Annotated in this window: 27 protein-coding genes and 1 pseudogene; 6 read left to right on the forward strand and 22 right to left on the reverse strand. The window is 68.1% G+C overall.

What is annotated here, in order from left to right:
* Window positions 1-516: 516 nt before the first annotated feature.
* Window positions 517-4,425 carry an ABC transporter ATP-binding protein gene (locus BLR41_RS16995; RefSeq protein WP_092629803.1) on the reverse strand — a complete coding sequence of 1,303 codons (3,909 nt, stop codon included), beginning with the start codon at window positions 4,423-4,425 and terminating at the stop codon, window positions 517-519.
* A gap of 599 nt (window positions 4,426-5,024) precedes the next feature.
* Between BLR41_RS16995 and BLR41_RS17000 the strand changes: the two genes are divergently transcribed.
* Window positions 5,025-5,240, forward strand: a complete 216-nt coding sequence (locus BLR41_RS17000) for a hypothetical protein (protein ID WP_092629805.1) — start codon at window positions 5,025-5,027, stop codon at window positions 5,238-5,240.
* 121 nt (window positions 5,241-5,361) lie between these two features.
* On the opposite strand, the gene BLR41_RS17005 is transcribed toward BLR41_RS17000, so the two are convergent.
* The 17 genes from BLR41_RS17005 to BLR41_RS17085 all read right to left on the reverse strand — a co-directional run bounded on the left by BLR41_RS17005 (window position 5,362) and on the right by BLR41_RS17085 (window position 16,982).
* Window positions 5,362-6,225, reverse strand: coding sequence for a phosphatase PAP2 family protein (locus BLR41_RS17005; protein ID WP_218120205.1), 864 nt, complete (start codon window positions 6,223-6,225; stop codon window positions 5,362-5,364).
* A gap of 360 nt (window positions 6,226-6,585) precedes the next feature.
* A complete protein-coding gene (locus BLR41_RS17010) occupies window positions 6,586-6,903 on the reverse strand; it encodes a hypothetical protein (RefSeq protein ID WP_143013112.1) in 318 nt (105 codons plus the stop codon).
* The gene (locus BLR41_RS17015) at window positions 6,884-7,336 is read right to left on the reverse strand and encodes a MerR family transcriptional regulator (protein WP_092629815.1); all 453 of its coding nucleotides are present in this window, start codon (window positions 7,334-7,336) and stop codon (window positions 6,884-6,886) included. Before BLR41_RS17015 ends, BLR41_RS17010 begins: the two co-directional genes overlap by 20 nt.
* Window positions 7,333-7,803, reverse strand: coding sequence for a hypothetical protein (locus BLR41_RS17020; protein WP_218120206.1), 471 nt, complete (start codon window positions 7,801-7,803; stop codon window positions 7,333-7,335). The genes BLR41_RS17015 and BLR41_RS17020 overlap by 4 nt, the downstream gene beginning before the upstream one ends.
* A 277-nt stretch (window positions 7,804-8,080) precedes the next feature.
* Window positions 8,081-9,049, reverse strand: a complete 969-nt coding sequence (locus BLR41_RS17025) for an arsenic resistance protein (RefSeq protein ID WP_092629818.1) — start codon at window positions 9,047-9,049, stop codon at window positions 8,081-8,083.
* Between the two features lie 65 nt (window positions 9,050-9,114).
* Window positions 9,115-9,942: a hypothetical protein gene (locus BLR41_RS17030; RefSeq protein ID WP_092629821.1), complete on the reverse strand. Its 828-nt coding sequence runs from the start codon at window positions 9,940-9,942 to the stop codon at window positions 9,115-9,117.
* Window positions 9,942-10,844 (reverse strand): ABC transporter ATP-binding protein, encoded by a 903-nt coding sequence (locus BLR41_RS17035; RefSeq protein WP_092629824.1) that lies wholly within the window; start codon window positions 10,842-10,844, stop codon window positions 9,942-9,944. Before BLR41_RS17035 ends, BLR41_RS17030 begins: the two co-directional genes overlap by 1 nt.
* A 13-nt stretch (window positions 10,845-10,857) precedes the next feature.
* Window positions 10,858-11,616: a hypothetical protein gene (locus BLR41_RS17040; RefSeq protein WP_245694398.1), complete on the reverse strand. Its 759-nt coding sequence runs from the start codon at window positions 11,614-11,616 to the stop codon at window positions 10,858-10,860.
* Between the two features lie 68 nt (window positions 11,617-11,684).
* Window positions 11,685-12,470 (reverse strand): ESX secretion-associated protein EspG, encoded by a 786-nt coding sequence (locus BLR41_RS17045; RefSeq protein ID WP_092629827.1) that lies wholly within the window; start codon window positions 12,468-12,470, stop codon window positions 11,685-11,687.
* Window positions 12,470-14,005, reverse strand: coding sequence for a hypothetical protein (locus BLR41_RS17050; protein ID WP_092629830.1), 1,536 nt, complete (start codon window positions 14,003-14,005; stop codon window positions 12,470-12,472). The genes BLR41_RS17045 and BLR41_RS17050 overlap by 1 nt, the downstream gene beginning before the upstream one ends.
* A gap of 16 nt (window positions 14,006-14,021) precedes the next feature.
* Window positions 14,022-14,567 (reverse strand): DUF3558 family protein, encoded by a 546-nt coding sequence (locus BLR41_RS24040; protein ID WP_092629833.1) that lies wholly within the window; start codon window positions 14,565-14,567, stop codon window positions 14,022-14,024.
* The gene (locus BLR41_RS17060) at window positions 14,564-14,959 is read right to left on the reverse strand and encodes a hypothetical protein (RefSeq protein WP_092629836.1); all 396 of its coding nucleotides are present in this window, start codon (window positions 14,957-14,959) and stop codon (window positions 14,564-14,566) included. The genes BLR41_RS24040 and BLR41_RS17060 overlap by 4 nt, the downstream gene beginning before the upstream one ends.
* 117 nt (window positions 14,960-15,076) lie before the next feature.
* Window positions 15,077-15,283, reverse strand: a complete 207-nt coding sequence (locus BLR41_RS17065) for a DUF397 domain-containing protein (protein WP_092629839.1) — start codon at window positions 15,281-15,283, stop codon at window positions 15,077-15,079.
* 13 nt (window positions 15,284-15,296) lie between these two features.
* Complete coding sequence (locus BLR41_RS24045; protein ID WP_425426930.1) at window positions 15,297-15,536, reverse strand: Scr1 family TA system antitoxin-like transcriptional regulator; 240 nt, start codon at window positions 15,534-15,536, stop codon at window positions 15,297-15,299.
* 20 nt (window positions 15,537-15,556) lie between these two features.
* Complete coding sequence (locus BLR41_RS17075) at window positions 15,557-15,760, reverse strand: DUF397 domain-containing protein (RefSeq protein WP_092629845.1); 204 nt, start codon at window positions 15,758-15,760, stop codon at window positions 15,557-15,559.
* Window positions 15,761-15,873: 113 nt separating this feature from the next.
* Entirely contained in the window at window positions 15,874-16,065 is a 192-nt protein-coding gene (locus tag BLR41_RS17080; RefSeq protein WP_092629848.1) for a DUF397 domain-containing protein, read from the reverse strand.
* Window positions 16,062-16,982, reverse strand: a complete 921-nt coding sequence (locus BLR41_RS17085; protein WP_092629851.1) for a Scr1 family TA system antitoxin-like transcriptional regulator — start codon at window positions 16,980-16,982, stop codon at window positions 16,062-16,064. The genes BLR41_RS17080 and BLR41_RS17085 overlap by 4 nt, the downstream gene beginning before the upstream one ends.
* Window positions 16,983-17,025: 43 nt before the next feature.
* Here BLR41_RS17085 and BLR41_RS17090 point away from each other — a divergent pair, with 43 nt between their 5' ends.
* The 3 genes from BLR41_RS17090 to BLR41_RS17100 all read left to right on the forward strand — a co-directional run bounded on the left by BLR41_RS17090 (window position 17,026) and on the right by BLR41_RS17100 (window position 18,199).
* The gene (locus BLR41_RS17090) at window positions 17,026-17,313 is read left to right on the forward strand and encodes a hypothetical protein (RefSeq protein WP_092629854.1); all 288 of its coding nucleotides are present in this window, start codon (window positions 17,026-17,028) and stop codon (window positions 17,311-17,313) included.
* A gap of 86 nt (window positions 17,314-17,399) precedes the next feature.
* Entirely contained in the window at window positions 17,400-17,678 is a 279-nt protein-coding gene (locus tag BLR41_RS17095; RefSeq protein WP_092629857.1) for an HC3 family zinc finger protein, read from the forward strand.
* On the forward strand, window positions 17,678-18,199 hold the full coding sequence (locus tag BLR41_RS17100; protein WP_092629860.1) for a hypothetical protein: 522 nt from the start codon (window positions 17,678-17,680) through the stop codon (window positions 18,197-18,199). The genes BLR41_RS17095 and BLR41_RS17100 overlap by 1 nt, the downstream gene beginning before the upstream one ends.
* A 144-nt stretch (window positions 18,200-18,343) precedes the next feature.
* On the opposite strand, the pseudogene BLR41_RS17105 reads toward BLR41_RS17100, so the two are convergent.
* A pseudogene (locus BLR41_RS17105) lies at window positions 18,344-18,841 on the reverse strand (GNAT family N-acetyltransferase).
* A gap of 1 nt (window position 18,842) precedes the next feature.
* Between BLR41_RS17105 and BLR41_RS17110 the strand changes: the two are divergent.
* Complete coding sequence (locus tag BLR41_RS17110; protein ID WP_143013113.1) at window positions 18,843-19,493, forward strand: hypothetical protein; 651 nt, start codon at window positions 18,843-18,845, stop codon at window positions 19,491-19,493.
* 126 nt (window positions 19,494-19,619) lie between these two features.
* Here the strand turns inward: BLR41_RS17110 and BLR41_RS17115 are convergent, their stop codons facing one another.
* Both BLR41_RS17115 and BLR41_RS17120 read right to left on the reverse strand, forming a co-directional pair.
* Window positions 19,620-20,399 carry an aminoglycoside adenylyltransferase family protein gene (locus tag BLR41_RS17115; protein ID WP_092630335.1) on the reverse strand — a complete coding sequence of 260 codons (780 nt, stop codon included), beginning with the start codon at window positions 20,397-20,399 and terminating at the stop codon, window positions 19,620-19,622.
* Between the two features lie 108 nt (window positions 20,400-20,507).
* Complete coding sequence (locus BLR41_RS17120; protein WP_092629866.1) at window positions 20,508-21,026, reverse strand: GNAT family N-acetyltransferase; 519 nt, start codon at window positions 21,024-21,026, stop codon at window positions 20,508-20,510.
* A gap of 198 nt (window positions 21,027-21,224) precedes the next feature.
* On the opposite strand from BLR41_RS17120, the gene BLR41_RS17125 reads away from it, so the two are divergent.
* On the forward strand, window positions 21,225-21,740 hold the full coding sequence (locus BLR41_RS17125; protein ID WP_092629869.1) for a hypothetical protein: 516 nt from the start codon (window positions 21,225-21,227) through the stop codon (window positions 21,738-21,740).
* 130 nt (window positions 21,741-21,870) lie between these two features.
* On the opposite strand, the gene BLR41_RS17130 is transcribed toward BLR41_RS17125, so the two are convergent.
* Window positions 21,871-23,163 (reverse strand): erythromycin esterase family protein, encoded by a 1,293-nt coding sequence (locus tag BLR41_RS17130; RefSeq protein WP_092629872.1) that lies wholly within the window; start codon window positions 23,161-23,163, stop codon window positions 21,871-21,873.
* Window positions 23,164-23,194 lie beyond the last annotated feature (31 nt).

The raw sequence follows: 23,194 nt of genomic DNA on the forward strand, positions 1-23,194 counted from the left end.
TCTGCTCGTGGTTTTTCAACGCTCGCAACCCAGGCTAACGCTTCCGGGGTGTTCGGTTGGGTGTGTCCCGTGCATTCCGATCGAGTTCCGTGCTGTTCCGAATCGATCAGGTCGGCAACGCGGCTGTTTTCCCGGCGTGTTTTCGGGCGGAAGATCTCCACGGTTTCCGGTAGTATGTGGGGTTTTGGTTTTTGTGATCTTGCTTCCCCGGTGGTTCGGGATGTCGGAACGGAACCCGAATGTGAGGTTTCACGCAAAAGTGAACGATCCCGTATCCTGAGCCGACCGGACCACATCACGGGAAATTCCGCGGTGCCCGAGCAACGCGCCCCACACCGTTGTCAGCCCGGTTACAACTCGACTTTACTCCGAGTCGCCGGACGCTGCTCCGAGTGGCGTGCGGATGTGGTGCGAGCGCGGCCGGTACCGAGCCGGTGAACGACGAAACAGGGGACCTCGGCCGCGCCCTCGCGAAGTCCTGCGACCGCGAACACTCCCGCCGCCGTGGCGACCCGCTCAGCGGTTGGCCGGAGCCGAGTCGGGCTCCTCTTGCCCGGCCCCGAGCTCACCCGCGCCGGGCACAGCCACGTCCGCGTCGTCGGCGGAACCACCGTTGGCCCAGAGCCGCGCGTACACCCCGCCCGCGGCCAGCAGTTCCCCGTGCTCGCCCTGTTCGACGATCCTGCCGCCACCCAGCACCACGATCCGGTCCGCGCGGGCGGCCGTGGCCAGCCGGTGCGCCACCACGAACGTCGTCCGGTCCCGGGCCAGCTCGGCGTGTGCCGCGGCCACCATCGCCTCGGTCGCCGGGTCCAGCGCGGCGGTGGCCTCGTCCAGCAGCAGGACGTCCGGGTCCACCAGCTCCGCGCGGGCCAGCGCCACCAGCTGCCGCTGCCCGGCCGACAGCGACTTGCCGCCCTCGCCGGTTTGCTGCCGGAATCCGTCCGGCAGCGCCGCTATGCCGGGCAGCGCGCCCACCCGGCGTGCGGCGCGCTCGATCTCGGCCGGACCGGCGCCCGGGCTGCCGTAGGCGATGTTGTCCGCCACGTCACCCGCGAACAGGTGCCCCTCCTGCGGAACCACGGCCAGATGGGAGTGGTACTCGGCCAGCGGGTAGTCGCGCACGTCCACCCCGTCCACCAGCACGCAGCCACCCGAGACGTCGTAGAACCGCGCCAGCAGTTTGACCAGGGTCGACTTGCCCGCGCCGGTGGCGCCCACCAGGGCGACCGTCTCGCCCGGAGCGACGCGCAGCGACACCTCGGACAGGGCGGGCTCGTCGGTGGCCGGGTAGCTGAACGACACCGAGCGCAGCTCCACCTCGCCGTCGAGCTCGCTCGGCACCGTGGCCGGTCGCTCGGTCTCCGGCACCGAGGTGCGGGTACGCAGCAGCTCCCCGATCCGGCGCAGCCCGACCCTGGCCTGCTGGTAGGCGTCGAACACCCCGGAGAGCTGCTGCACCGGGCTGAAGAACAGCCCCAGGTACAGCAGGAACGCCGCCAGCACGCCCGCGGTCAGCTCGCCCTGAGCCACCCGCATCGCTCCGACGCCGAGCACCACCGCCTGCGCCACTTCGGACAGCAGCGCCACGAACGGGAAGTAGGTCGCGATGTAGCGCTGCGCCCGCAGCCTGGAACGCCGGTAGGCGTCGCTGCGCGCCGCGAACTTCTCGGCCGCCAGCTGTTCCCTGCGGTTGGCCTGCGCCACGCGCAGCCCGGAGACGTTCTCCTGCATCTCGGCGTTGACGGTGCTGACCCGCTCCCTGGCCTCGGCGTAGGCGCTCGACGAGACCCTGCGGAAGATCATCGTCGCCACCACCAGCAGCGGCGTCATCGACAGCGCCACCAGCGCCAGCGACAGGTCGGTGATCAGCAGCGCCACCGCCACGCCGATGATGGTGGAGACGCTGACCACCGCCGTGGCCAACCCCGTCTGCAGGAACGAGGACAGCGCGTCCACATCGGTGGTCATCCGGGTCATGATCCGGCCCGCGCGTTCGCGCTCGTAGTAGTCCAGCCCCAGCCGCTGCAGCTGGGCGAAGCTGCGCAGCCGCAGCAGGTACAGCAGCGTCTCGCCCGTGCGCGCGGCGATCACCGTCTGCCAGCGCATGGTCACCCAGCCGATCAGCACCAGGCCCGCCCCCACGGCGGTGGCGGTGAACAGCGCGTCCGGATCGCCGGCTCCCACCCCGCCGTCCACGCCCCAGCGGATCAGCGACGGCATGCTCACCGACACGGCCGCGGTGGCCGCGACCAGCAGCACCGTCAGCGCCACGCCCCACCGGATCGGGCGGAACAGCTTCGCCAACCGGAAGCCGGGATCCGGTGCGGTGGGATCGGTCCCGTTGAGCTCGGGTTCGTCCCGGGCGGGCGGTAGCCGATCGATCGCGGTGCTCAGCTCCTCGCTCGGCGGGGTGGCGGCCACGGTCGAGCCCTTCGGGCGCCCCGCACCCGCGCTCGGGGCTCCGGCAGCCGGTTTCGCCGGGCCCGCGCCCCGGCTCGCCGCCCCCACGGCCGCGAACGAGTTCTCGGTGCTCGTCGCGGTCCCGGTCCAGTAGCCGTGCCGCTGTCCGCGCTCCTCACCCGGCCACAGCTGCGGGGTGGGTTCCTCGCCGGGTTCGCACACCGGGTGCCTGGACTGCTCGGACGTCCCGGAGGTGTCCGGCAGCAGTTCGCGGAACAGCTCGGAGCGCCGCTCCAGCTCCCGCTGGGTGCCGATGTCGACCACCTCGCCCTCGTCCAGCAGCGCGACCCGGTCCGCGAGGGCGAGCGTGGAGCGGCGGTGCGCCACCAGCAGCGTGGTCCGCTCGGCGGTGACCGAGTCCAGCGTGGCGTGGATGGCGGCCTCGGTGGCCGGATCCACCGCCGAGGTGGCGTCGTCCAGCACCAAGATGCGGGGGTCGGTCAGCAGCGCGCGGGCCAGCGCGATCCGCTGTCGCTGGCCCCCCGAGAGGGTGAGGCCGCGTTCGCCCACCAGGGTGTCGTAGCCCTGCGAGAGCTCGGTGATGAACTCGTGGGCCTCGGCGGCGCGGGCGGCGGCGACGATCTCGTCCTCCGAGGCGTTCGGATGCCCGTAGGCGATGTTGCCGCGCACGGTGTCGGAGAACAGGAACGCCTCCTCGAACACCACCCCCACGGCCGAACGCAGCGAGTCCAGCCGCACGCCCCGGATGTCCAGGGCTCCGTCCCCGTCGTTGCCCTCGTTCCCGTTGTCGGGACCGATCCGGACGCCGCCGGAGTGCACGTCGTAGAACCGGGGCAGCAGCAGCGAGATCGTGGACTTGCCCGAACCCGCCGAACCCACCAGGGCCAGCGTCTCGCCGGAACGCACCTCCAGTGAGGTGCCCCGCAGCACCGGCTGCTCGCCGCCGTAGCCGAACCGCACGTCGTCCAGCTCCACCCGCAGCGGACCCTCGGGCAGGCTCACCGCGTCCGGCGCGTCGGTGACCTCCGGCTGCGAGTCGATCACGTCGTAAAGCCGCTCCAACCCCGCGCGGGCGTGCTGAGCCTGGATCAGCACGTTGGACAGCATCCGCGCCGGGGCGGCGAGCATGGTCAGATAGCTCGCGAAGGCGATGAACGTGCCCACGCTGACCTGGCCCCGCAGCGCGAGCCAACCGCCCAGCCCCAGCACGCAGACCTGGCCCGCCAGTGGCAGCGCCGTGAGGTGCGCGGTCGGCGGGGCCGTGACCCGTGCCGCCCGCATCCGTTCGGCGAACAGCCTGCGGGCGCGGCCGATCATGCCGCTGACCTCCCGGGACTCCTGCCCGAAGCCCTTGACCACGCGGACACCGCTGATCGTCTCCTCGACCTGCTCGGCCACGTCGGCGGCGCGCTGCTGCGCGCTCCAGGTCGCCGGGAACAGCTTCTTGCGGCTGCGGGCGGTGACCACCCCGATCAGCGGCCCCACGACCAGCGCGATCACGGTCAGCAGCGGGGAGAGCCACAGCATCGCCGCCAGCGAGAACACCGCCAGCATCAGCGTGCCCGCCGCCATCGGCAGCATGGACAGCAGCCCGTTGACCAGCTGCAGGTCGCTGATCGAGCGCGAGACCACCTGGCCGGTGCGCAGCGAGTCCTGCTTGCCGCCGTCGAGGCGCTGCACCGAGCCGAACACGGCGCGGCGCAGGTCGTGCTGCACGTTCACGGCGAGCTTGCCCGCGGTGTAGCGGCGCACGAACGCGGCCCCGAACCGGAACAGGCCCAGCCCGAGCATCGCCGCCACGATCCAGCCGAGCCCCTCGGTGCTGCCCGCAACCGCGTCGTCCACCGCCACCTTGGTGAACACCGGGACGGCCGCCTCCATGCCGACCGCCGTGACGGCGGCCCCCATGGAAAGCAGTACTGCGGCGGGATGCCGCCAGCACGCGGCGCTCAGGCGGCGGATCCAGCCGGGTTCGGAACGAGCTTCTCCGGATTCGGGCACCCCGCCAGGTTAGGACCCCATACCGACGCCCCGCTTTCCTGACGTGGGTGCTCGGCTCGGGTTGTGCGGGTGCTCACTCGGCGGAACCTCCGGTGCGGCTCTCGCTGCGGGGAGGCCCGACATCGGGTAGCGACCTACACAACGTCGGGCCTTCCTCGCGAGAGCCGCACGGGAGAACCCGCGGCGGTGCCGGAAACGTACTGGGAAAAGCGGTGCGGCGGGGCAGGCGTGAACGGTGTTGGTCCGCCTCGATATTCCCTCGCGCAACACTCCAGTGGGGTTGGAGAAGTAGCGAAAAGAGCTCCCCGGGGCATCATTCAGGTGATGGGTGAGTGGCGGAGCGGCGCAGAGGTGGAAAACGTGGTGGGACTTTCGGAGTACCTCGCTGCTCGTTACGGGTGACGGGGGTGCTGTTTCCGAGTGCCGTGCCGTTAGGATCGCTGGTCGCGCGTACTGGGTTCGTGGTTCCCTGGGGTGTCTGGTTCTCGTGCAGTTCGCAGCTGGCCGACCGCTGTCGGCCGCCACAACCGTCCGACCGAGTACAACAGCGGAATTTTCATGTTTGAGGTGTTTTCCTAGCGGCGTTATCGGAGAGTGCCATGAAGTACGTTTGGTTCGGCGTGCTGCTTCTGCTGGGCCAGCTGGTGCCGGAACTGCTGTTCCCACCGGAGGGCGTCACGGTGGAGATCGGCCGCTTCGCGGCCATGGCGGGTACCGCGGTGTTGGCCGCGGTGATTCTTTACACCTGGGAGCGACGGTCACTGGGGCACAGCCTCTGGCCGCGTCGAGCCCGAGCGTACGAGACCGAGGCGTGATCGGCACTCGATTCCGTCGAGCTCACGGCCTTTCCGAGTCGGCTCCCGCGCCTCGCCGCCATGCCGCGTCGACAGCGGGAGCCACTCCTATCCACGTTCGTGGCAGTGCGTGGCCGCTGAATCAGCGCGTGCTGTTCGAGTAGGTCTCCTGTCGCCGCTCGGTGGGTCGTTGCCCGGCGGTTCGCTGCTCGGCGTTCCGCTGGACGGCGATGGGCTGTGTCGGCAGCTCGACGGGTTGCGTCGGCGGGTCGACGGGCTGCGTCTCGATTGGCTGCGTCAGGGGCTCCGGTGCCGAATCCGTCGTCCGGTGTTCTGGCTGATCCCCCTTGGTCAGCAGCTTCCCCAGCCTCGGGGTGTCCCGCAGTTTCTCGACAGCCAGGCTGGCCGGGTGGACACCGAGCAGCATCACGAGCAGCACCACGCTCGCGCCGACCAGGAAGCCCACCACCACGTCGTGCGGGAAGTGCGCTCCCACGAACACTCGGGACGCCGCGGTCGAGATCCCGACCAGCAGCGCCGGAACACCGAGCCTGCGCCACGCGAACACGATCGCTACGGCCGTGGCCCCCGCGACGGCGGAGTGATTGCTGGGGAAGGACCAGTCACCGGGCGGGTCGCACACCGCTATCGTGTTGACGTCCGATAACAACCGGCACGGTCGTCCCACCTCGAAGAAGCCCTTGATGGTGTCGTTGACGAGGTAGGCCGCGATCATGCCGAACGGCGCCAGCAGCGCGAACGCCATCCCGCGCGCGGGGAGCCCGCGTGCCCGCCACATGCCCCAGGCGAGGACGGCGGCCATGACGAACAGCGAGCCGTCGGTGAACAGGATCGCCAGCAGGTGCACGAAATCCGGCGTCGAGTTCGCGAACTCTATGATGTGGAGGTACCAGTTGGCGCTGACGTCCGGGACGTCCTCGACGCCTGAGACCGCCCGGTTGCTCGTCAACGTGGTCAGCCCGTTGCTCGGGCCCGTTTCGTACATGCCGTCCTCGTCAGGAATCATGTCTCACGGGATCACCGGACTCTTCGGAGAGCGGCGAGCACTCCACTGTGGGAGGCGGGGATCCCGACTCGGTTCGGGTGGTCGTCCTGCGGTGGGGGCATTCGGCGCGTGCGCGACGAACACCCGCTTCGGCGAGAGCCGTTCACGCTCGGTACCGCCAGGGTTTCTCCTCTGTTTACCACGAGGACACCCGTTGTTCCCGACGAGACCTTTTCGCTCCAGACGAGACCGATCCCCGAATTCGAGCGGAGCGCGACCGGCCGCCGCGCGGGTAAGACGAGCCGGATTCACGGCCCGGTGATCTGTTCCGGGCCGTGCGGTGTGGCCTCCCGGCCGTGGTCACTCGGCTCGGTGCGAGCTGCGGCGCATAGTTGTGGCGTGGGCGGCGCAACCCGCTACCGAGTCGCGGGTCTCGTCGCAGCTACACCGGAGCGCCCGGGACCGGTGTGCTTTCCACGTCACGACCGCCGACAGTGTCAGTACCGCCGCGATCGCGGGCAGCCAGGCCACCAGACCGGCCGCGAGGGCACCACCGAGCAGGCCGGCAGTGATGAGTGCGGGCAGGAGGCAGCAGGCCAGGCAGGCCGCTCCGGCCAGCCCGGCCAAACCGACCGACGTTCGGCTCCGACGAGCGGGGTCAGCAGCAGTGTCGGTCATGGTGGTCCTCTTCGGCGATGTCGGCGAACGGCAGCGGGCAGTCCGTGCTGGTGGCGCAGGAGGCCAGGTCGTCACAGCCTGCCTCGACCGCTTCGAGCAGCGTGGCGCGGATGGTCCGCAGGTCGGCTATGCGGGCCTCGACCTCGGCCAGCTTTGCCCGAGCACGTTCCCGCAATCCCGGATCGGAGCCGCCTGCCCGGCGCGGGCGTCCCGCTTCGAGCAGGTCGGCTACCTCGTCGAGGGTGAATCCCAACCGTTGTGCGGCCTTGATGACCCGCAGCGTGGTTACCGCCGCCGGTGGATACAGGCGATGGCCGCCCAGGCTGCGTTCGGGCTGGGCCAGCAGCCCGCGCCGCTCGTAGTAGCGCAGGGTCTGCGGATTCACCCCGGCGGCTTCGGCGACCTGCCCACTGCGCAGTCTCGTGGTGCTCATGGGGCTCCTTCCGGCGTGGTCGCTGCCGCGTGCCGGGCCAGCGCCTCCAGGACCGGTCGTTGGTCCGCGGGAACCGTGATGTCGAGCCGCAGCTCCTCTTCGCGCTGGTGGAGGACGAAGGTGAACAACGAGCAGCACCGGCTTTCCCGTTCCACCAGGTCCCGCGCGGTGTCTCGCCAGGCCGGATCAAACACCAGTCGCAGTCGGGTCGGTTCCGGTCTGTGGAAGCTCCGCAGCGCGGCGGTGAACAGCGCATCGAACTCGGCCGCTCGCTCCGGTTGCCGCGACGGCGGCAACTCACACGATGGTGGGACCCACCCGAGCAGCGAGTCACTGCCCTCGGTGCTGTCGGTCTCCGCTCCGTCGTGACGGGGCTCCAGCGCCACGCCGTCCGTGCGGGCCGGAGGCGTGTTGTCTCCGACGTTCGGGCCGCAGCAGGCGCACCCGGTGTTCTCGTCGTTCGTCATCGCGCTTCCCCTCCTGTTCCGGTGGTACGCCGCCGTGGCGCGTGATGCCGGTCGAGCACGAGCCCCAGCGTGAGGCCGTGGACCAGGTGCGGGAGCAACGTCGCCACCGCGATACGCGGTGTCACGGCGATCCCGAGCGGACCCCAGGCCAGGTAGGGCAGCAGTACCTCTCAACCACGCCATCGCGCTGCGGCGACCTCGTGCCGTCGACGGTAAGCCCGTACCCAGGTACAGGATGCAACCGCGATTCGGTTGGTCGGTGCTCGAGCCGTGCCCCTCAGCTCTGCGGTCGTGACCGGACCAGGCGAGGGATGGTGTGGACGTAGCCGACCATGCCGAGCAGTTCCACCAGGGTCTGGGTGACCACGACCACCGGGGTGATCGCGTAACCGGTAGGCAGGGCCAGCGCCAGTGGCAGCACTACCAGGGAGTTGCGGGTGGCACCGCTGAAGATCAGCGCGCGGGAGCGACCCGGGTCGAGCCGGAACCCTCGCGCCAGCCCGTAACCGACTCCGGCCATGATGACCAGGAAGGCGACGTACAGCGGAACCACGGCCACGACCTGGCCGAGCCGGTGGCTGATCGCGGGGATCTGGCTCGCGACGACCACCAGCAACGTCGCCGCCATGAGCGGCACCATCGCCGCGCCGATGGCTGAGGAGAGCACCTGGCCGGTGCGGTGCCGGGCTGCCAGCGCCTCGGTGGCCCAGGCCAGCCCCAGCGGGGCGACGATCAGGATTCCGAAGGCTTCCAGGAACGGCCCCACCGCGACGATCTCGGCCAGCTCCGGGCCGAGGAACAGCCACAGCAGCGGCGGCAGCGCCACCATCTGGGCCAGCAGCAACAGCGGCGAGGCGGCCAGTAGGCGGTGACTTTCCCCGCCCGCCAGCCCGGTGAACACGATCACGTAGTCGATGCACGGGGTCAGCAGCACCAGCAGCACCCCGAGCAGCACCGCACGCGGCAAGGCCACCACGGCGGTCAGCGCGGCCACGATCAGCGGCACCACCGCGAAGTTCAGCAGCAGCGCCGCCGCCAGGAACCGTCCGTCGCGGAACGCACGGGTCAGCCGGGTGAAGGGAACCTGCAGGAACGTCGCGTACAGCAGCGTTCCCAGCACCGGGTAGATCGTGCGCTCCCAGATGGGCGCGCTCGTGGGCAGCGCCAGGCCCACTACGGCACCGGCGGCCAGTCCGCCGAGGTAGATCGGGATCTGGTGGCGTTCCAGCCACTGGGTCGCGGACACGCGCGTGCGGCCTCCTTCCCCGTGTGCGCCGGTCCCTCTCCGAGCGGGGGAGGGGCGACCACCACTCAGCTCGGTGCGGCCAGCAGCGCGGCGTTGTGGCGCGGACGGCGCAGCAGCCATCCGCACAACCCACCCCACACCAGCAGGTTCGCGGCGAGTTTCACCGCGAGCACGGTGCCGCTCTGGGCGTAGAGCACAGGGTATGCCGTGAGCACCAGGAACGGATCGGCCAGTTCGACCCAGCGCAGCCCGATGCCGGTCGAGGTGAGCGGCACCTGGACCAGCAGCGCCCCGGCGATCAGCAGGGTGGCCGTCCGCTGGTTCCGCAGCCCGTTGACGACCGCGGCCGTGAGCAGTCCGGTCAGCACCAGCGCGGCCCAGTCGAGCAGCAGCGCCAGCAGCACGAAACCGATCCCCGGTTGGATCACCGGGTCCAGTCCTTCCACGGCCTGGGCGGTGAGCAGCAGGCTTCGTGGACCCGATTCGAACTGGTAGGTCATGTAGACCAACAGCAGCAGCCAGGCCGCGAGGAAGGCCGTGGCGGTGAGCACCACGGAGCCGATCACCGAAGTGATCCAGCGCCCGGAGCCGAGCACCAGCTGCGCGTGGGTGTGCAGGCCGTTCGAGCGGGAGGCGGCCTGCGTTACCGCCGTCAGCAGCGCGTAGAAAATCACCAGATCCATCGCCAGGGTCCGTGGCTCCAGCGAGGACAGCACGATCCAGTCCCCGTAGGTCGGCTCGTGAGGCAGACCGGCCGGGGTGGAGCTGGTGCCGACGAAGAACCAGGCCAGCAGGATCACCGGGGTGGCCCAGCGCAGCGCGGGCAGCGTGGCCAGCAGCACCGCCAGCCGTGCCGTGTCGCCGCGCCGAACCGGATTCGGGTGTCGTGGCATCACCAGCTGTCCAATCCGCGGAAGGGTTGTTCGATGTCGCGGCCCAGGTCCTCGACGTTTCCCAGCGGCAGCTCAGCCCGCGAGAGCAGTGCCAGCAGTTCGTGCAGTGGCGCGGACTGCTCGGCGAGCACCCCGATGTAGGGGTCGATCCGGTGCGTCCAGTCGTGTTCCTTCAGCACCGTGGCGGCGGCGTGCCGGGTGGCTTCCGCGTCCTCGTCCTCGGCCGCGAAGCGCAGTCGCCACCAGCGGGGGCTGTCCTCGGGCCAGCGGGTGACGACCTCACCGCCGGAGATGTAGACGATCTCGTCGCTCATCTCGTCGACGTCGGCGATCGAGTGGCTGCTGAAGATCACCCCGGTTCCGGCGCGTGTCCGCTCGCCGATCAGCTCCTTGAGCCGGATGATCCCGGCGGGGTCGAGCCCGTTGCCGGGCTCGTCGAGCACCAGCACCTCGGGATCGCCCAGCAGCGCCCGCGCCAGGCACAACCGGCGCCGCATTCCCAGCGAGTAGGTGCCGACCCGCTTGCGCGCCGCCTGGCGCATCCCCACCGCGTCGAGGCACTCGTCCACCTCGTTCGACGTGACGCCGCCCAGCATCCCGGCCCATTGGTCGAGGTTGCGGCGCCCGGAGACGCTGTTGATCAGTCCGTCCTGGTCGAGCACCGCGCCGAAGCTCGGCCGCGTGCCCCCTCCTCCGGTGCGGTGGTGCAGCTTTCCCGCGCTCGGTTCGATCAGGCCGAGCAGCGCGGCCAGCAGCGTGGTCTTGCCCGCGCCGTTGGGGCCGACGATGCCGATGGTTCGGCCACTTCGGACGGCGAGGTCGACGTCGCTGACCGCCCAGTGGTTTCCGAAGCGTTTGCCCAGTTTCTCGGTTTCCAGCAGTGCCCGGTTCGGGGTTTCCATGTGGTTGTGCGACCTAGCGTTCGGCTCGGGGGGCGAGTAGGGCGATGACGGTGATCAGTGCCGCGTCGACGAGCAGCCACAGCGCGGGGCCGATCGTCCAGTTCAGCGGGTTTTGCGGGAAGAGTATGGCTCCCTGTCCGGGGGTGAGCATCAGGTTCGGAGGAGTGAGTCCGAGCTCTTCACCCCCGAACGCGCCGAGCAGCACCGCCAGCGGCGCGCAGACCAGCGCGACCAGCCGGGGCGTGCGGTAGACGGCGAGCAGGTGCGCCACCAGCAGCACGGCCACCGAGACCAGGCAGCACCACAGCAGCATGACCAGGTCCACCACCGGTCCCATGGCGTGCATCCCGGGCCACAGCAGCACGCTTTCGTCGACGGTGCGCAGCGGGTAGACGAACAGCGCCAGCACGTCGACGAAGACCACCATCGTGGCCGTCGTCACCACTGTCCGACCCGCCGCCACGCGTATCGAGCCGAGCACGTGCTCGCGCGGCCCGACTCCCGCGATCCGCAGGTACGGACTGCGTCCGGTCTCCTGGTCGGTCACGAACACCGGCGCGGCGGCCAGCACTCCGACGAACAGCGCGAGGATCACGGGTACCGGATCCGAGTGCGCGAAGTAACCGATCGCGGCTTCCTTCAGCGAGATCCGGTGCTGCAGTTCCACGACGAACAGCGCGATTCCGAGCAGCAGCCCGGCACCGATGTTCACCAACGGTTGGCCGGGCCAGTACCCGGCCGAACGATGCGCGTTGGACGAATCCCGTGGCATGAATGGCTTCCCCGTGCTGTTTGGGCCGTCGCTGTTAAGTGGTGAAACTCCGCCGTGCTCGGGGGGTTTCACCCACTTGCCAGCGCGTTGAGCTGTTCGGTGAGGTAACCGGCGAGTCGCTGCTTGTCGGCGGGGGCGAAGGTGTTCCAGTCGGCACCGTCGTTGTTGCGCCGGGACGTGATGCTGTAGCGGCCGTCCTCGGTGTCCCGCCAGCCGATCGCCGGTAGCCGGGGCGTCTCGCCGTTGTTCGGGCTGCCGCTGACGAAGAAGTAGCCGATCCGCTCGGTGGGCAGCGTCAGGATCCGTTGCGCCGCCCGCAGCTGCCGATCGCTGCTCCGCGCGGGCGGTTTGTGCTCCGCACCGGTCAGCCACGAGTCCCCGCCGGTTTCCGAGCCGCCGCCGGGTCCGGCGGCGGTGTTGACGGTGGCCGTCTCCAGCTTTCCCGCCGCCACCTCGGGCAGCAGGTCGGTGCAGCCGCGGACCAGGCTCCGGGTGTCGACGAACCGGACCCGGAGCCCATCGGTGCCCTGCACCGCCTGCACACCGAGCCTGCCGGAAACGGCGGTGCGAGCGCGGAACACCTCCTCGGTCGCGGTTTCCAGCCAGGTGACCGCGATGTCCACCTTCGGGGAGTGCAGCAGCCGCAGTGCCGCTTCCACGTCCTGGTCCGGCTCCCGACCATCGGCCAGCCCACGGTTGGCGAGCTCCCGCCACACCTCCGCGCGGACGCGGGAGCGCTCGTCGGTGGTTCCGCCGTGGTAATCCAGCTCGAACGGGAAGCTCCGGAGGTCGACGCCGAGGTCCTCGCAGAGGATGTCGGCCGCACGTGTCGAGAGCGTGAACGATCTCGGCATCAGTTACGGCCGCCCTCCTCTTCCGGCGTGGCGCCGATGACGGGGGGAGCCACTCGGGGCAGCCCGAGGTCATCGCCGATCTCGTCGGTTTCGAGCACGTACTTGCGCTCGTGCTCCTCCTCGTCCTCGCCCTGGCCGCGGCCCGCGCCCGCTCCGGCACCGCCCATCGGCATCCGGCCGCCGCCGCGCCCGGAGGAGTTCGCGGGCGTGCCACTGGTGGGACCGCCGGTCGGAGCGCCGCCGACCCCGGCGCGTCCGCCGGAGCCCAGCCCCGAGCCTGAGCCGCCGGCGCCGTAACCGCCGGATCCGTAGCCTCCCGCGCCGTACCCACCGGCGCGGCCGCCGGAGTAGCCGCCGCGTCCACCGGTAGTGCCGCCCGCACGGCCACCGCCCGGCACCTGCTGGCCGGGCGGGACGGGTGCCCACCTGCCGTTGGCGGAGTTCTGCCGCTGCCACTGGCCGGTCCGGGGGTCCTGCCGGTAGTTCGTGCCGTCCGGGCCGCGCACCGCTCCCGGTGGCAGGCCGGAGTTGCCCGCGTTGCCGCCGGAGTTCCATGCGGGCGCGGTGGTGGAGGGCTGCTGGGGCTGGCCGTAGTAGCCGCCCGGCGCGTTCGACACACCCGAGGACGGTGCTGTGGTGTCGCTCGGGGCGGAGGCCGCGTAGGTGCTCGACGGGGTGGTGCTGCCGACGGTCGCGAAGCCGCTGCCGCCGGATCCGGTGCCGTTGTAGCCGGTGTCGGACTCACCCGCGTTCTCGTCGGGGGACTGCGGGGGAGGGGCGAAGCGCGGGGTGTTCTCGGCGGCACCGCCGAAGTCGTTCTCCATCGTGGACACCACGCGGGCGGCTTCCTGGTGGGCCTGCTTGGCCTCGTCGGCGCGCTGGCGGATCTCACTCGCGCGCTGCACGATCGTGGCCGGGTTCGGGTTCGAGGCCAGCGCGGACAGCTCATGCATCAGGCTGAACTGCGGGTCCTCCGGCATCGAGTTGCGGGCCTGCTCACCGGCCTCGGCCTGCAAGCCGATCTGGTTCGCCGCTAGCTGCGCCGCCTCGCCGGAATGTCCCATGTGCGCGGAGACGGTGTTCATCTGCGCGCGCATGGCGTCACCCGCGCGGCCCTGCCAGTTCTGCTCCGTCTTCGCTGCGGCCTGCTTGATGCGGTCGGAGAATTCGATGAGTTTGGCACCGTGGCTGTGGTAGATACGGCCTACGTCGTGCACCTTCGTCGGCTCGAATTCTTCCCGCACGAACTTCTCGAGTTCCGCGTGCGGGTAGGACTCGTATGCGGTGCACCCCAGGGAGGTGGGGCGACCGCGCAGCGATTGGTCGCCCGACATGGCCTTGGCCTGCTGGGTGCCGTAGTGCTCGGCGGCGTTCGCGGCGACTTCCTTCGCGCGCTGCGTGCTCATGTCGCCGTTGCCGACCGGCATGTGCCCGCCGGCCTGGTGCTCGAAGTCACCCCGGGCGCGGTTGTAAGCCTCGCGTTCCCGATCGGCGATGTATTCGTGGCTGCGGTAGCCCTGGTCCCCCTCGGACACGAAATCCCCCTGGTTCTCAGCTGTCCGAAATGTTCTGCTCTACCATCGGTGCGACCTTCTTGGCGAGGTCACACGAGGTGGTTTTCCCTTCTCCCAAGGTGTCAACAGTCACGGTTTCCGAATTATTTACAGGGATTGCTACCGTGCATGATTCCCCTGATATTCCTTGGGATATCTTTCCCTTCTTGCTGTTGACGGAAAAAGGTTGTGTATCTCCTTCTGATAGGTTGATGTCGTCAAGAGTGCTATTTGGGTGGAATGCTACACTTAGCGCTCCTTCGCTCAGTGTCCATCGGCAAGATTTTGATCCGGCTGCTTCTCTTGTGGTGCCAGTGTTTTCTGTGTTGATTTTATTTTCTTGTTTTTGGTTCAGTGTGTCGCACGGAGATATGTTCTCCAGTGAGGCTGCGTCCGTGCTCTCCTGGGCTGATCTCTCGGTTTCTCCGGCTGTATCGGTTCCGTTTGAAGGAGAGCAAGAGGAGGTCGCTGCCGCAGCCAGAAGAACTGCTGTGGCGGCGAATGTCTTTTTGCTTATTTTCTTCAGATTAGTGTGATGAATCATGTGATTCCATTGATTTGGCTGGAGTTTACTTCGTCGGACTCTTGATATGAGCGGATCGCTTTTCTGATCGCTTCGACGATCTTGGGGGATTGCTCTCTTATCTTGAGAACTAGTTGTTCGTAAGATTCCTCGTCGCCTGCTGCCACATTCTGATTGAAGTCAGATATCGCTTTTCCGGCTGGGCTATTTCCAAGCGGGGTCTTCTGCTTGAGGGCGATTATGTCCAGTTGGGCGTTCTCGGCCCACTCTTCCAACTCCTGGAAGATCTGTATGAGTTCGTCGCCCGCGTCGGGGGTGATGACGAATTGGCCGTTGTTGGCGGCGGTGATGATGCCTTGCATGGCGTCGTTAGTGGCCGACAGGTTGCCGGTCAGGTTCTGGTCGTCGCTCATGGTGACGCGTTGATTCCCCCATCGTCGGCGTGTGCCCTACGAAATTCCGAGCCTAGTGATCTTGCTCGGTGGCGGTCAACGGCTTTGCGCTAACGGGGTATACGTCACCCCGATGGTTCACCCGGATGTCGGAGTGCTGTGTTTGAGGGTGCTGAGGAAGCTCTGCCAGGTGATGGAAGAGAGGGCGATCGTGCCGCCTTCGCGGTTCTTGGTATCGCGGATCAGCACGGTCGAGGTCGCGAAACCGACTTCCACACAGGTGCCGTTGTTGCCGCTGTAGCTGCTCGTGTGCCAGATAACCGGATTTTTATCGCGGAATAACATGGGTACTCCTGGGCTAAGCTTGCAACATGTCCTCGATCAGATCTCTCGACTGGTCCGGGCTGAGCGCGACCCATCGAAGACTCTTCGCAGCCATCGTATACGAGTCAACCTGCTCTTCATCCTGTATGTACATCGCCCCTTCGTGTAATTCGCTGTAGGCGCTCGAGCGAACCTGCTCGAAATTAAGCACGATGACCTGCCCGGTGAGTGCCATGTACAGGTAATTCTCCGGCCGAACGCTCCGCAGGGTGATGCTCGGTTATTCGAGAAAGTTCATCCGGATGTCGGAGTGCTGTGTTTGAGGGTGCCGACGAAACTCTGCCAGGCAGCGGGAGAGAGGGAGAGCAAGCCGCCTTTGCGGGCTTTGGTGTCGCGGACCAGCACGGTCGAGGTCGCGAAGCCGACCTCGACGCAGTTGCCTCCGCCAGTGCTACGAGTGCTTTTCCGCCAGTTGACGGATGCTTGCTTGTCGCTCATGGTGACGTTGTTCCCCCATCGTCGACTCGTGCCTGCAACCAGCTAATTTTACTGATCTTGCTCGGTGGAGGCAACGTTTGGCGACGAGAGGGGAACGTCACCGTGTCTTGATATCAGGTGTGTTTCAGGGTGGAGAGGAAGCTGTGCCAAACATCAGGCGATACCGCGAGTGTGCCGCTGTCGCGGTCTTTGGTGTCGCGGATCAGCACGGCTGATGTGGCGAAACCGATCTCGACGCAGTTGTTCGCGCCGCCACTACTGCGAGTGCTTTTCCGCCAGTCGATGGATGCTGGTTCGTTGCTCACTCTCGGGCCTCCGCTAGCTCGGCGATCACACGATCGAGTAAGTTCAGTGTCTCACGTTGTCCGAGGGCCGCGATACGCAGTTGTTCGATGACGAGCTGATAGGTCTCGATGTGCTGTTGACCGTCCAAAGTATCTGCTCGGGTCAAACTTTCCAGGTAGGCATAGCTGAAGGTGAGGTCTTCCAGGTCCAGCCGTAACACGGTGAACGAAGCGCCCATAGCGGCGTGTTCGCCGGAACTGAAGGGCAGGATCTGAAGCGTGATGTTCGGCTGCGTAGCCAACTGACGCAGGTGTTGGAGCTGGCGGCGCAGTACAGCCGGACTACCAACCGTCCGACAGAGTGCCGCTTCTCCCAGCACTATTCCGAGCTCGGGCGGTGTCTCCCTGCTCAGGATGCGCTGTCTGGCCAGTCGCGCATTGACTGTCTGTTCGACCTCGGCCGGCGGTACCACCACGGAGGTCGAAACTATCGCCCTAGCGTATTCCTCGGTCTGTGCGAGCCCTGGCACGAGTTCCCCGTCCCAGATCGTCAACGCACTGGCATCCGCTTCCAGCCCTACGTACTGGCGTGACCAGTCCGGAACTTTTCCGAATTTGCCGCGCTTTCGCGCCTCGGTCGCAAGCCTGCGCAGTCGTTCGCATTGTTCCTCGTCGGGCCAGAAGAGCTCGACCAGCTGTTCCAGCTCCGCTCGTTGCAGGGTGGCTTGACCCTGTTCGATTCTGCTTATCTTGCTGGGCTGCCACTTCGTGGACATAGCGAGCTGCTCCCGCTCCATGTCAGCTGCTTCTCGAAGTTGACGTAGTTCTCTTCCAAGCAGAAGACGGCAGACAGCCGGGCTCGGTGCGCTCATGCCAGTCGATCCTGCCTCTTCACGATCCGTTTCAGCATCACCCTTAAGTGTAATTGTAACTCGCATTGCGACTTGCAATGCTTGTTGTGTGCTTCGAGAGGAGCCCCAAATGTCCTGGTGGTGGTTTCGGTGGCGGGAGGGTGTGGCGGCCGAGTCCGAGCGGTTGGCGCACGCCGTGGACGTCGCGGTGGGGCGTGACTACCTGATCTCGCCGTGCGGGCGGCAGTTCTCCCGCCGCCACACCGAGTGGGTAACCGATCCACGGCACACCCCGCGCGGCGCGGCGGGTGAGCCCTGTGCGGCGTGCGTGATGCGGGTGCTGCTGAGCGCGCCCGCCGATGGCGAACCCGGTGGCGGACAACGCCATTCGCACGAGCAACGTCCTCCGTACGGGTGAGTGCAGCGCGCTCGCCGTCGACTCCGAACTCCTACGTGTCTCGAGCCCCGGGCTCGAGCTTTCGTCCCGATGGAAGGGAGACCCACGTGTTCAGCATTGGTTGGCGCGGTCCGGTGGTGTGGTGGAACCCGATCGCCGGATACCGACACGCCTTCGGCCCCGACACCCCGCCGCGTCCCGAAGAGCACCGCGACACCCTGTGCGGCGTCTCGGTGACGCTCACCGAACCGTCCGATGCGGACTGGCTACTGCCCACCTGCGACTCCTGCATGGCCGAGGCCCTCGTCCGCAGCGAGAACCGCGAACAACGCCACCGCGACGCCCGCCGCAGACTGCACGACCAATTCGGCACGGAGTTCCTGTGATGCCACTCCACGAACCGTTCGGCCCGATCTGGCTCCTCGGAGTAGTGCTCGCGGTGGTGCTCTGCACCTTCCTCCCGCTGCGTGGCGGCAACGGGCAGCACGCCGAAGCCGGGCCGGGCGCGCTCACCGTACGCAATCTCATCGAACGCGGCCTCACCGAGCACCACGCACTCGCCGCGCAGCCGTCCCCGCCCGATGCCCGGGAATTCGCACCCCGGCCCGTGCCCGAACCACGAACACCACCGACCCGCACGGTGCCCGAACACCCCGAAGCGACGACCGAGCGAACTACCGAGATCCAGTGGCCACTGGACGACCCGGACCATCCGCGGTGGTTCTCCGCGTGCGAGGTTTCCCTGCAGCCCAAGCCTTATCCACCGATCAGCCCCGGCAGGAACCGCAACGGCCCTAGCCTGGTGGAGCAGGACATCGCCGAACTGCTCGGCTGCCGCCCGCATCCCGACAGCCTCGGACCGGAGGCCGGCTACATCGGACGCCATCGACTCCTGGCACCTGCCTGACAATTGCCACGGAGTCGGGCTGCTGCGTACTCATTAATAATAGCGAGAAATACTCCGCTGGTGGTCGTTCCGGCTCGGTGCCGAATCGGGAACGAATGGCAGGGCCGACGGCCACCGGGAGATCCGGCATCGGCATCGAGCGTGTCAGGGGACGCGTGGCAGTGCGAGCCAGTCCTGCCAGGTGATGTCACGCCCCAGCAGCCGGGGGTTTCGGAAGGGTCATTCGGTGGCGATCCACCGCGGCACCAGTGCGTCCAGTGCCTCTTCGGAATCGCCGCCGACGAGTTCGTCCACCACCCACCAGGAGATCTCGCCGTCGGCACCGATGCGCTCGGGAGGATCGACGTAGACGCAGCCGAGGATCGCCGGCTCCGCCTCGTCCAACAGGGCGTAGTTGAACGAGCGGTGCGCGGCTGCCTCGCTCTCGTGCCGCAGCAGTTCGACGCGATCCTCCTCGTACGTCATCGTCTCCCGGGGCCAACCCCAGGCCGGACCGAAGATTTCCCATAAGCGCTCCTGGGAACCCATCACGGCGGGGTAGTCGAGGGCGGTGTCCGCCTCCCGAATCGGCCGCAGGTGAAGCGCGGTGTCGGGCACGGGCGTGTAGCCAGGGTGGACGAAGCCATCGGGTAACCAACTCACGATGACCGAGCTTACAGCCGTTCCCACGGGCGAGCCGCGAAAAACGCTGCGGTATCCCGCTGCTGACGTCGCTGCAGTGGTGATCGCTACGCTGCCGAGGTATCGCGAACGGCTGAGCACGACGGCGGGCGCACTCCTCGGGGAGTTTCGCGCCGCTGTTCTCCGCTGCCATTCTGTTCCCGTGGACACCGAGGAAGTACGGCGCCTGGCCGAGCTGGAGAACGCCGAGTGGGGCGCCCGACCGGAGCGCGACCCCGCCGAGGTTCCCCGTCCCACGCCGCCGCTGCCGTCCGAGGTCGTGGACGAGGCACTACGGTCGGGCAGCGGAGAGTGGGTGGCCTACGCCCCGCTGGGCTCGGATCCGAACGAGGTGGCCGAGCGTGCCGGTGTGTTGGACAACATCGTCGGTTTCCACGCCGTAGCGGTGGGCGGCGTTCTCGTGGTGCGGTTCCGCTGGCTCGCCGACACAGAACCGCACGACTACCTGCTGCACCTCGATCTCACCGATCTCACCGACGAGGAACCGGGCAACCTCCTCGGTGCTTCCACGCTGCTGCTGGAGCGACTGCACGGCTTGGCCCACCGCTGGCCCGAGCGCGAAACCACCCCGCTGTCCGGGAACGTGTCCCTCGTGTGGCCACCCCGGACATAGCACTGAACTCGGACGGCCACCCGAAACCGGCTGGACATCCGGCCACCCGGCGATCCTTTCCGCGCCCGGTAGCTCGCGTCCGGCCGCACCATGTCCGCTCGCTTCGGGGCTTCTCAGTACCGCTCGTTATCCGGCATCCGCCCGGATCGCCGCCTGTCGGATCGCCGCCGCCATGCGTGCGGCGAAATCGTCGATCCCGGGAAGCTCAGCGGGCAGCGCCTCCTGCTCGCCCGCGTGCACGTTGCGGGCGTGTGCCAGGACGTTCCCGTCGCTGTCGGAGAGTCGCGGAAGCACCAGCTCGGCCGCTTCCGGCTTCGGCACGATCCGCCCGGTCCGCACGGTCACCAGCATGCGTGCCAGTGTCAGCACCACGTTGCGGGTGTCGGTGTGCAGCTCGGCGAGCAGCCCCGGCAGCCCGTCGAGCACGGCCCGCACCAAATCTTCGTGCGGCACCGGGTCCAGCAACTCCGTGGCTCGCGGCCCTGCCAGTGCGAGACCGTGTTCGCGGACCGAGGTCAGCAGCACCGCCAGGTCCGGATCCGGACCGGAGGGCGGTTCGGCGCCGGTGGACAACTCGGCGCGCAACCACTCGCCGCACTGCAGATCCACGCGGGGCGGATATCGCCAGGGCCGCACCTCACCGGCGACCACGACAGTCAGCTCCACCGGGCGTGGCCGCGCACCGGGTTCGGGGCCGGAAATCCCGAGCAAACCCTCCACCAGCGTTCGCCGCCGAGCAGGCCCGATCGTTCGCCGGGTGACGACGAGCAGGTCGAGATCGCTGAAACGTCGCAGCCCGCCGTGCACCGCCGAACCGTAACGCTGTACGCCGATCAGGTCCCCGTCGAGTACCGACCGCACCAGCTCGACCACCGCGGCTTCCTGCGCCGCGTCCGCAGCAGACATGGACACGTCGTCAGCCTGCCGCACGTCTCCGGTGAACAGCCACCGAGAATCCTCCGATGGAGTGCGGCCCCGCATCGGCCGGCCGGGCGGTGTCGCACCGACGATCGTTCAGCGCGGCAGGTCGGTGACAACCCGGCGCATGGCGACGCGCGGCCAGTTGGCCAAGCCCCGCGCGGACTCCTCGTCACGGATGGCGCGCAGTCCGCTCGTGAGCTGCTCGTCGGGCAGGACCTGAAAACCGAGCCGTTCGTAGTAGGGCGCGTTCCAGGGCACCCGGGCGAAGCTGGTCAACGTCACCCCGGGCAGCCCACGGCCGCGTGCCCACCCGACGACGACCTCGATCAGCGCCCGCCCCAGCCCTTGGCGCGCGTGGTCGGGGTGGACCGACACCTGGTCGATGTGGGCGTCGCCGTCCACGAGGATCACCAGCAGATAACCGACGGGACGATCCGTGGCGTCGACGGCGACCCACGCACGACCGTCCGCTTGGAAGGCGGCGAGCTCGGCGGTGGTTGGTGGTTCGTCGTCGGCGATCTCGTGCATGCCGATCTCACGGAAGGCCGCGCCCGCGGCCGTCTCGATTTCCCGGAGCATCGGAAGCTCATCGGCTCGCGCGTTGCGGATCATGTCCAATGTATACCGGTCCCGCACTCGCGAGGCCGCACTGCGCGGTAACGGTACCGGCGGAGCGCTGAGCCCTTCTGCCCGGTTGGGCGAAGTTCGGCCCCGGACGGGGCGAGCGGGCGGTGCCGCGAAGGGGTGACGGTGCGCCACGACGGAAAAATCATTCGACCACGAGCGTCGCGAACCCCCCATGATCGAAGGATGTCTTCGCCCGATACGGCAGCGACCGTGCTGCAGGAGAACGCCGCGCTGTGGAGTGCGCGGGAGATCCACGCCGAGGAACTCGTCCGCGTCGCCTGCGACGCGCTCCTCGCCGATCTCGACAGCCCGACGCTGCGCGTTCTCGCTGCGTGCACCCGCGCGGAGGCGGGGGAAAGTGTGCCCGCGCTGCTGCCCGCCGCGCTCGACGAACTCGGACTCGTCTTCTACCCACTCGACAGCGAGGCAGGACGGGTGGCCGTCGCGCGGATACTCGCACAGCGCGTGCTGGCGGGGGAGCTGACGGCCCGCGAGTTCGCGCGGCGTATCCACCTGGCACACGGGCACGAACTGGAGTTGACCGAACTGGTCGCCGGCCTCGATGACCAGTACACCACGGTCGGCTACGGCGTAAGCACTCCCGACGAAGCGTGGATCGACGCCGAGGTCATCGCCGAGGCCAGCCGAATCGCCGCTTATCCCCACGAGCCGATCGAGTCGGCCAGTACCTCCGACTGACTCCCCGGAACGCCCGAGAGTTCGCGCCGGAGGAGTCTCGACGTGACCGTACCGGGACGAGTGCCACGAGTCGGGAAGCGGCCCGTTCCCCGGAAAACGCGTTGTCCCGGGGAACGAACCCGGTTTCTCTCTACTCCTCTCGCAGACCGGTCGTGTAGTAGGTGGTGGTCGTGGGAACGGTCAGCACTCCGTCGAACGCCTCCACCACCGGAGTGAGTTGCGTGGCACTCTGGGTGCGGATGCGGTCCAGCCTCCCCACGGGTGCCTCCCGGAGGTTGGTGAGGCTGATGTCGTCGCCGTAACCGGCGTCGATGACGGCGGCCTCGACGCTTCCTGGCTCGGGAGCGTCGAGGGGCTCCTCGGCCACCGTCAGCCCGGATTCGGCTCTCTCGTCCGGGTGCATCTCCGCCACGTGTTCGGCGGTGTGCGTCTGGGCGAGCGCACGGTAGTTCTCGCCGAGCACCCGGTCGAGGTAGTAACCCATGGGTAGGGCCGCGAGTTCACCGTCGAAGTACACGGGTGTCTTCTGGATGTGGTTGTTGTGGGCGGCCAGCACTATGCGCGTGTCCGGATCGGCATTGTCGAGGTGCCAACGCACCGATTCGGCCATGTGGTGGTCCCGGACGGAAGCGTCGCCTTCCAGCCCCTGACCGGTGAAGACGTCGCGCATGGCGCCGAACATGTAGTCGGTGTGCAGGGCCGCCTCCAGGTGGCGCAGCGCCGCATCGTAAGCGGATCGGCCACCACGTGAGACGTACAACGGCTCCATCGAGCGGAACCGCAGCGACAACCGTGCCAGCGATGCGGTCAGCGCGTCCTGGTCGGCCGCTTCCAACCTTGCCCATCCCGGTGCTGCCACGGCCACCGAACCACCGGTGAACCGGTCGGCGATGCCCAGCGCCCGATCGATCAGGCCGACCACCTCCGGATCGACCTCGCGGAGGTACTCGGCCAGTGGTTCCAGATCCGGGCGAAGTCGGCCACCGGCCATGGGAGTGTCGATCCCCACGAAGCGCAGCGGGTGTGAGCTGGTGCGGTTGTGCCGACGCAGCCACCGCACCATGCGCGGGTTGACCCCGGCATTCGTGGTTCCGCCCACCGCGCCGAGCTCGGCGTCGTCACCCTCGCCCCGCAGCCAGTTGTCCAGGGCGATTCCCTCTCCGAATCCGAACTCGAAGCCCAGCACCGTGAACCCGCAGCGTTCGGCGAGGAAACGCAGCACCCGCTGTCGGGTGCTGGTGAACTCGCCGACGAAATGGGCGCCTTCACCCACGGCGACCACACGTGCGTCGCCGATGACGTCGCGCAACGGTTCGAGGTCGTCCAGCGGGGCGTCGACGTCCGAACCGCTCAGGCGGCTGGTGTGCTCGCGGAACCAGTCAGTATTCGGGGTGCTCGACACGGAAACGTGGTCAGTCGTCATGACTCGCTCAACTCTCGTCGTGTAACCGAAA

Origin of the sequence: Actinopolyspora mzabensis (assembly GCF_900101095.1) — a bacterium.
GTDB lineage: Bacteria > Actinomycetota > Actinomycetes > Mycobacteriales > Pseudonocardiaceae > Actinopolyspora > Actinopolyspora mzabensis.

Coding starts and splice junctions, on each gene's coding strand:
- BLR41_RS17100 (WP_092629860.1), top strand. CDS start 17,678: ATGCCACTCCACGAACCGTTCGGCCCGATCTGGCTCCTCGGAGTAGTG.
- BLR41_RS17115 (WP_092630335.1), bottom strand. CDS start 20,399: ATGTCTGCTGCGGACGCGGCGCAGGAAGCCGCGGTGGTCGAGCTGGTG.
- BLR41_RS17090 (WP_092629854.1), top strand. CDS start 17,026: ATGTCCTGGTGGTGGTTTCGGTGGCGGGAGGGTGTGGCGGCCGAGTCC.
- BLR41_RS17045 (WP_092629827.1), bottom strand. CDS start 12,470: ATGCCGAGATCGTTCACGCTCTCGACACGTGCGGCCGACATCCTCTGC.
- BLR41_RS17015 (WP_092629815.1), bottom strand. CDS start 7,336: ATGAGCACCACGAGACTGCGCAGTGGGCAGGTCGCCGAAGCCGCCGGG.
- BLR41_RS17020 (WP_218120206.1), bottom strand. CDS start 7,803: ATGACGAACGACGAGAACACCGGGTGCGCCTGCTGCGGCCCGAACGTC.
- BLR41_RS17065 (WP_092629839.1), bottom strand. CDS start 15,283: ATGTTATTCCGCGATAAAAATCCGGTTATCTGGCACACGAGCAGCTAC.
- BLR41_RS24040 (WP_092629833.1), bottom strand. CDS start 14,567: ATGATTCATCACACTAATCTGAAGAAAATAAGCAAAAAGACATTCGCC.
- BLR41_RS17040 (WP_245694398.1), bottom strand. CDS start 11,616: ATGCCACGGGATTCGTCCAACGCGCATCGTTCGGCCGGGTACTGGCCC.
- BLR41_RS17030 (WP_092629821.1), bottom strand. CDS start 9,942: ATGCCACGACACCCGAATCCGGTTCGGCGCGGCGACACGGCACGGCTG.
- BLR41_RS17085 (WP_092629851.1), bottom strand. CDS start 16,982: ATGCGAGTTACAATTACACTTAAGGGTGATGCTGAAACGGATCGTGAA.
- BLR41_RS17005 (WP_218120205.1), bottom strand. CDS start 6,225: ATGTACGAAACGGGCCCGAGCAACGGGCTGACCACGTTGACGAGCAAC.
- BLR41_RS17060 (WP_092629836.1), bottom strand. CDS start 14,959: ATGAGCGACGACCAGAACCTGACCGGCAACCTGTCGGCCACTAACGAC.
- BLR41_RS17035 (WP_092629824.1), bottom strand. CDS start 10,844: ATGGAAACCCCGAACCGGGCACTGCTGGAAACCGAGAAACTGGGCAAA.
- BLR41_RS17130 (WP_092629872.1), bottom strand. CDS start 23,163: ATGACGACTGACCACGTTTCCGTGTCGAGCACCCCGAATACTGACTGG.
- BLR41_RS17120 (WP_092629866.1), bottom strand. CDS start 21,026: ATGATCCGCAACGCGCGAGCCGATGAGCTTCCGATGCTCCGGGAAATC.
- BLR41_RS17125 (WP_092629869.1), top strand. CDS start 21,225: ATGTCTTCGCCCGATACGGCAGCGACCGTGCTGCAGGAGAACGCCGCG.
- BLR41_RS17075 (WP_092629845.1), bottom strand. CDS start 15,760: ATGAGCGACAAGCAAGCATCCGTCAACTGGCGGAAAAGCACTCGTAGC.
- BLR41_RS17010 (WP_143013112.1), bottom strand. CDS start 6,903: ATGACCGACACTGCTGCTGACCCCGCTCGTCGGAGCCGAACGTCGGTC.
- BLR41_RS17000 (WP_092629805.1), top strand. CDS start 5,025: ATGAAGTACGTTTGGTTCGGCGTGCTGCTTCTGCTGGGCCAGCTGGTG.
- BLR41_RS17110 (WP_143013113.1), top strand. CDS start 18,843: ATGACCGAGCTTACAGCCGTTCCCACGGGCGAGCCGCGAAAAACGCTG.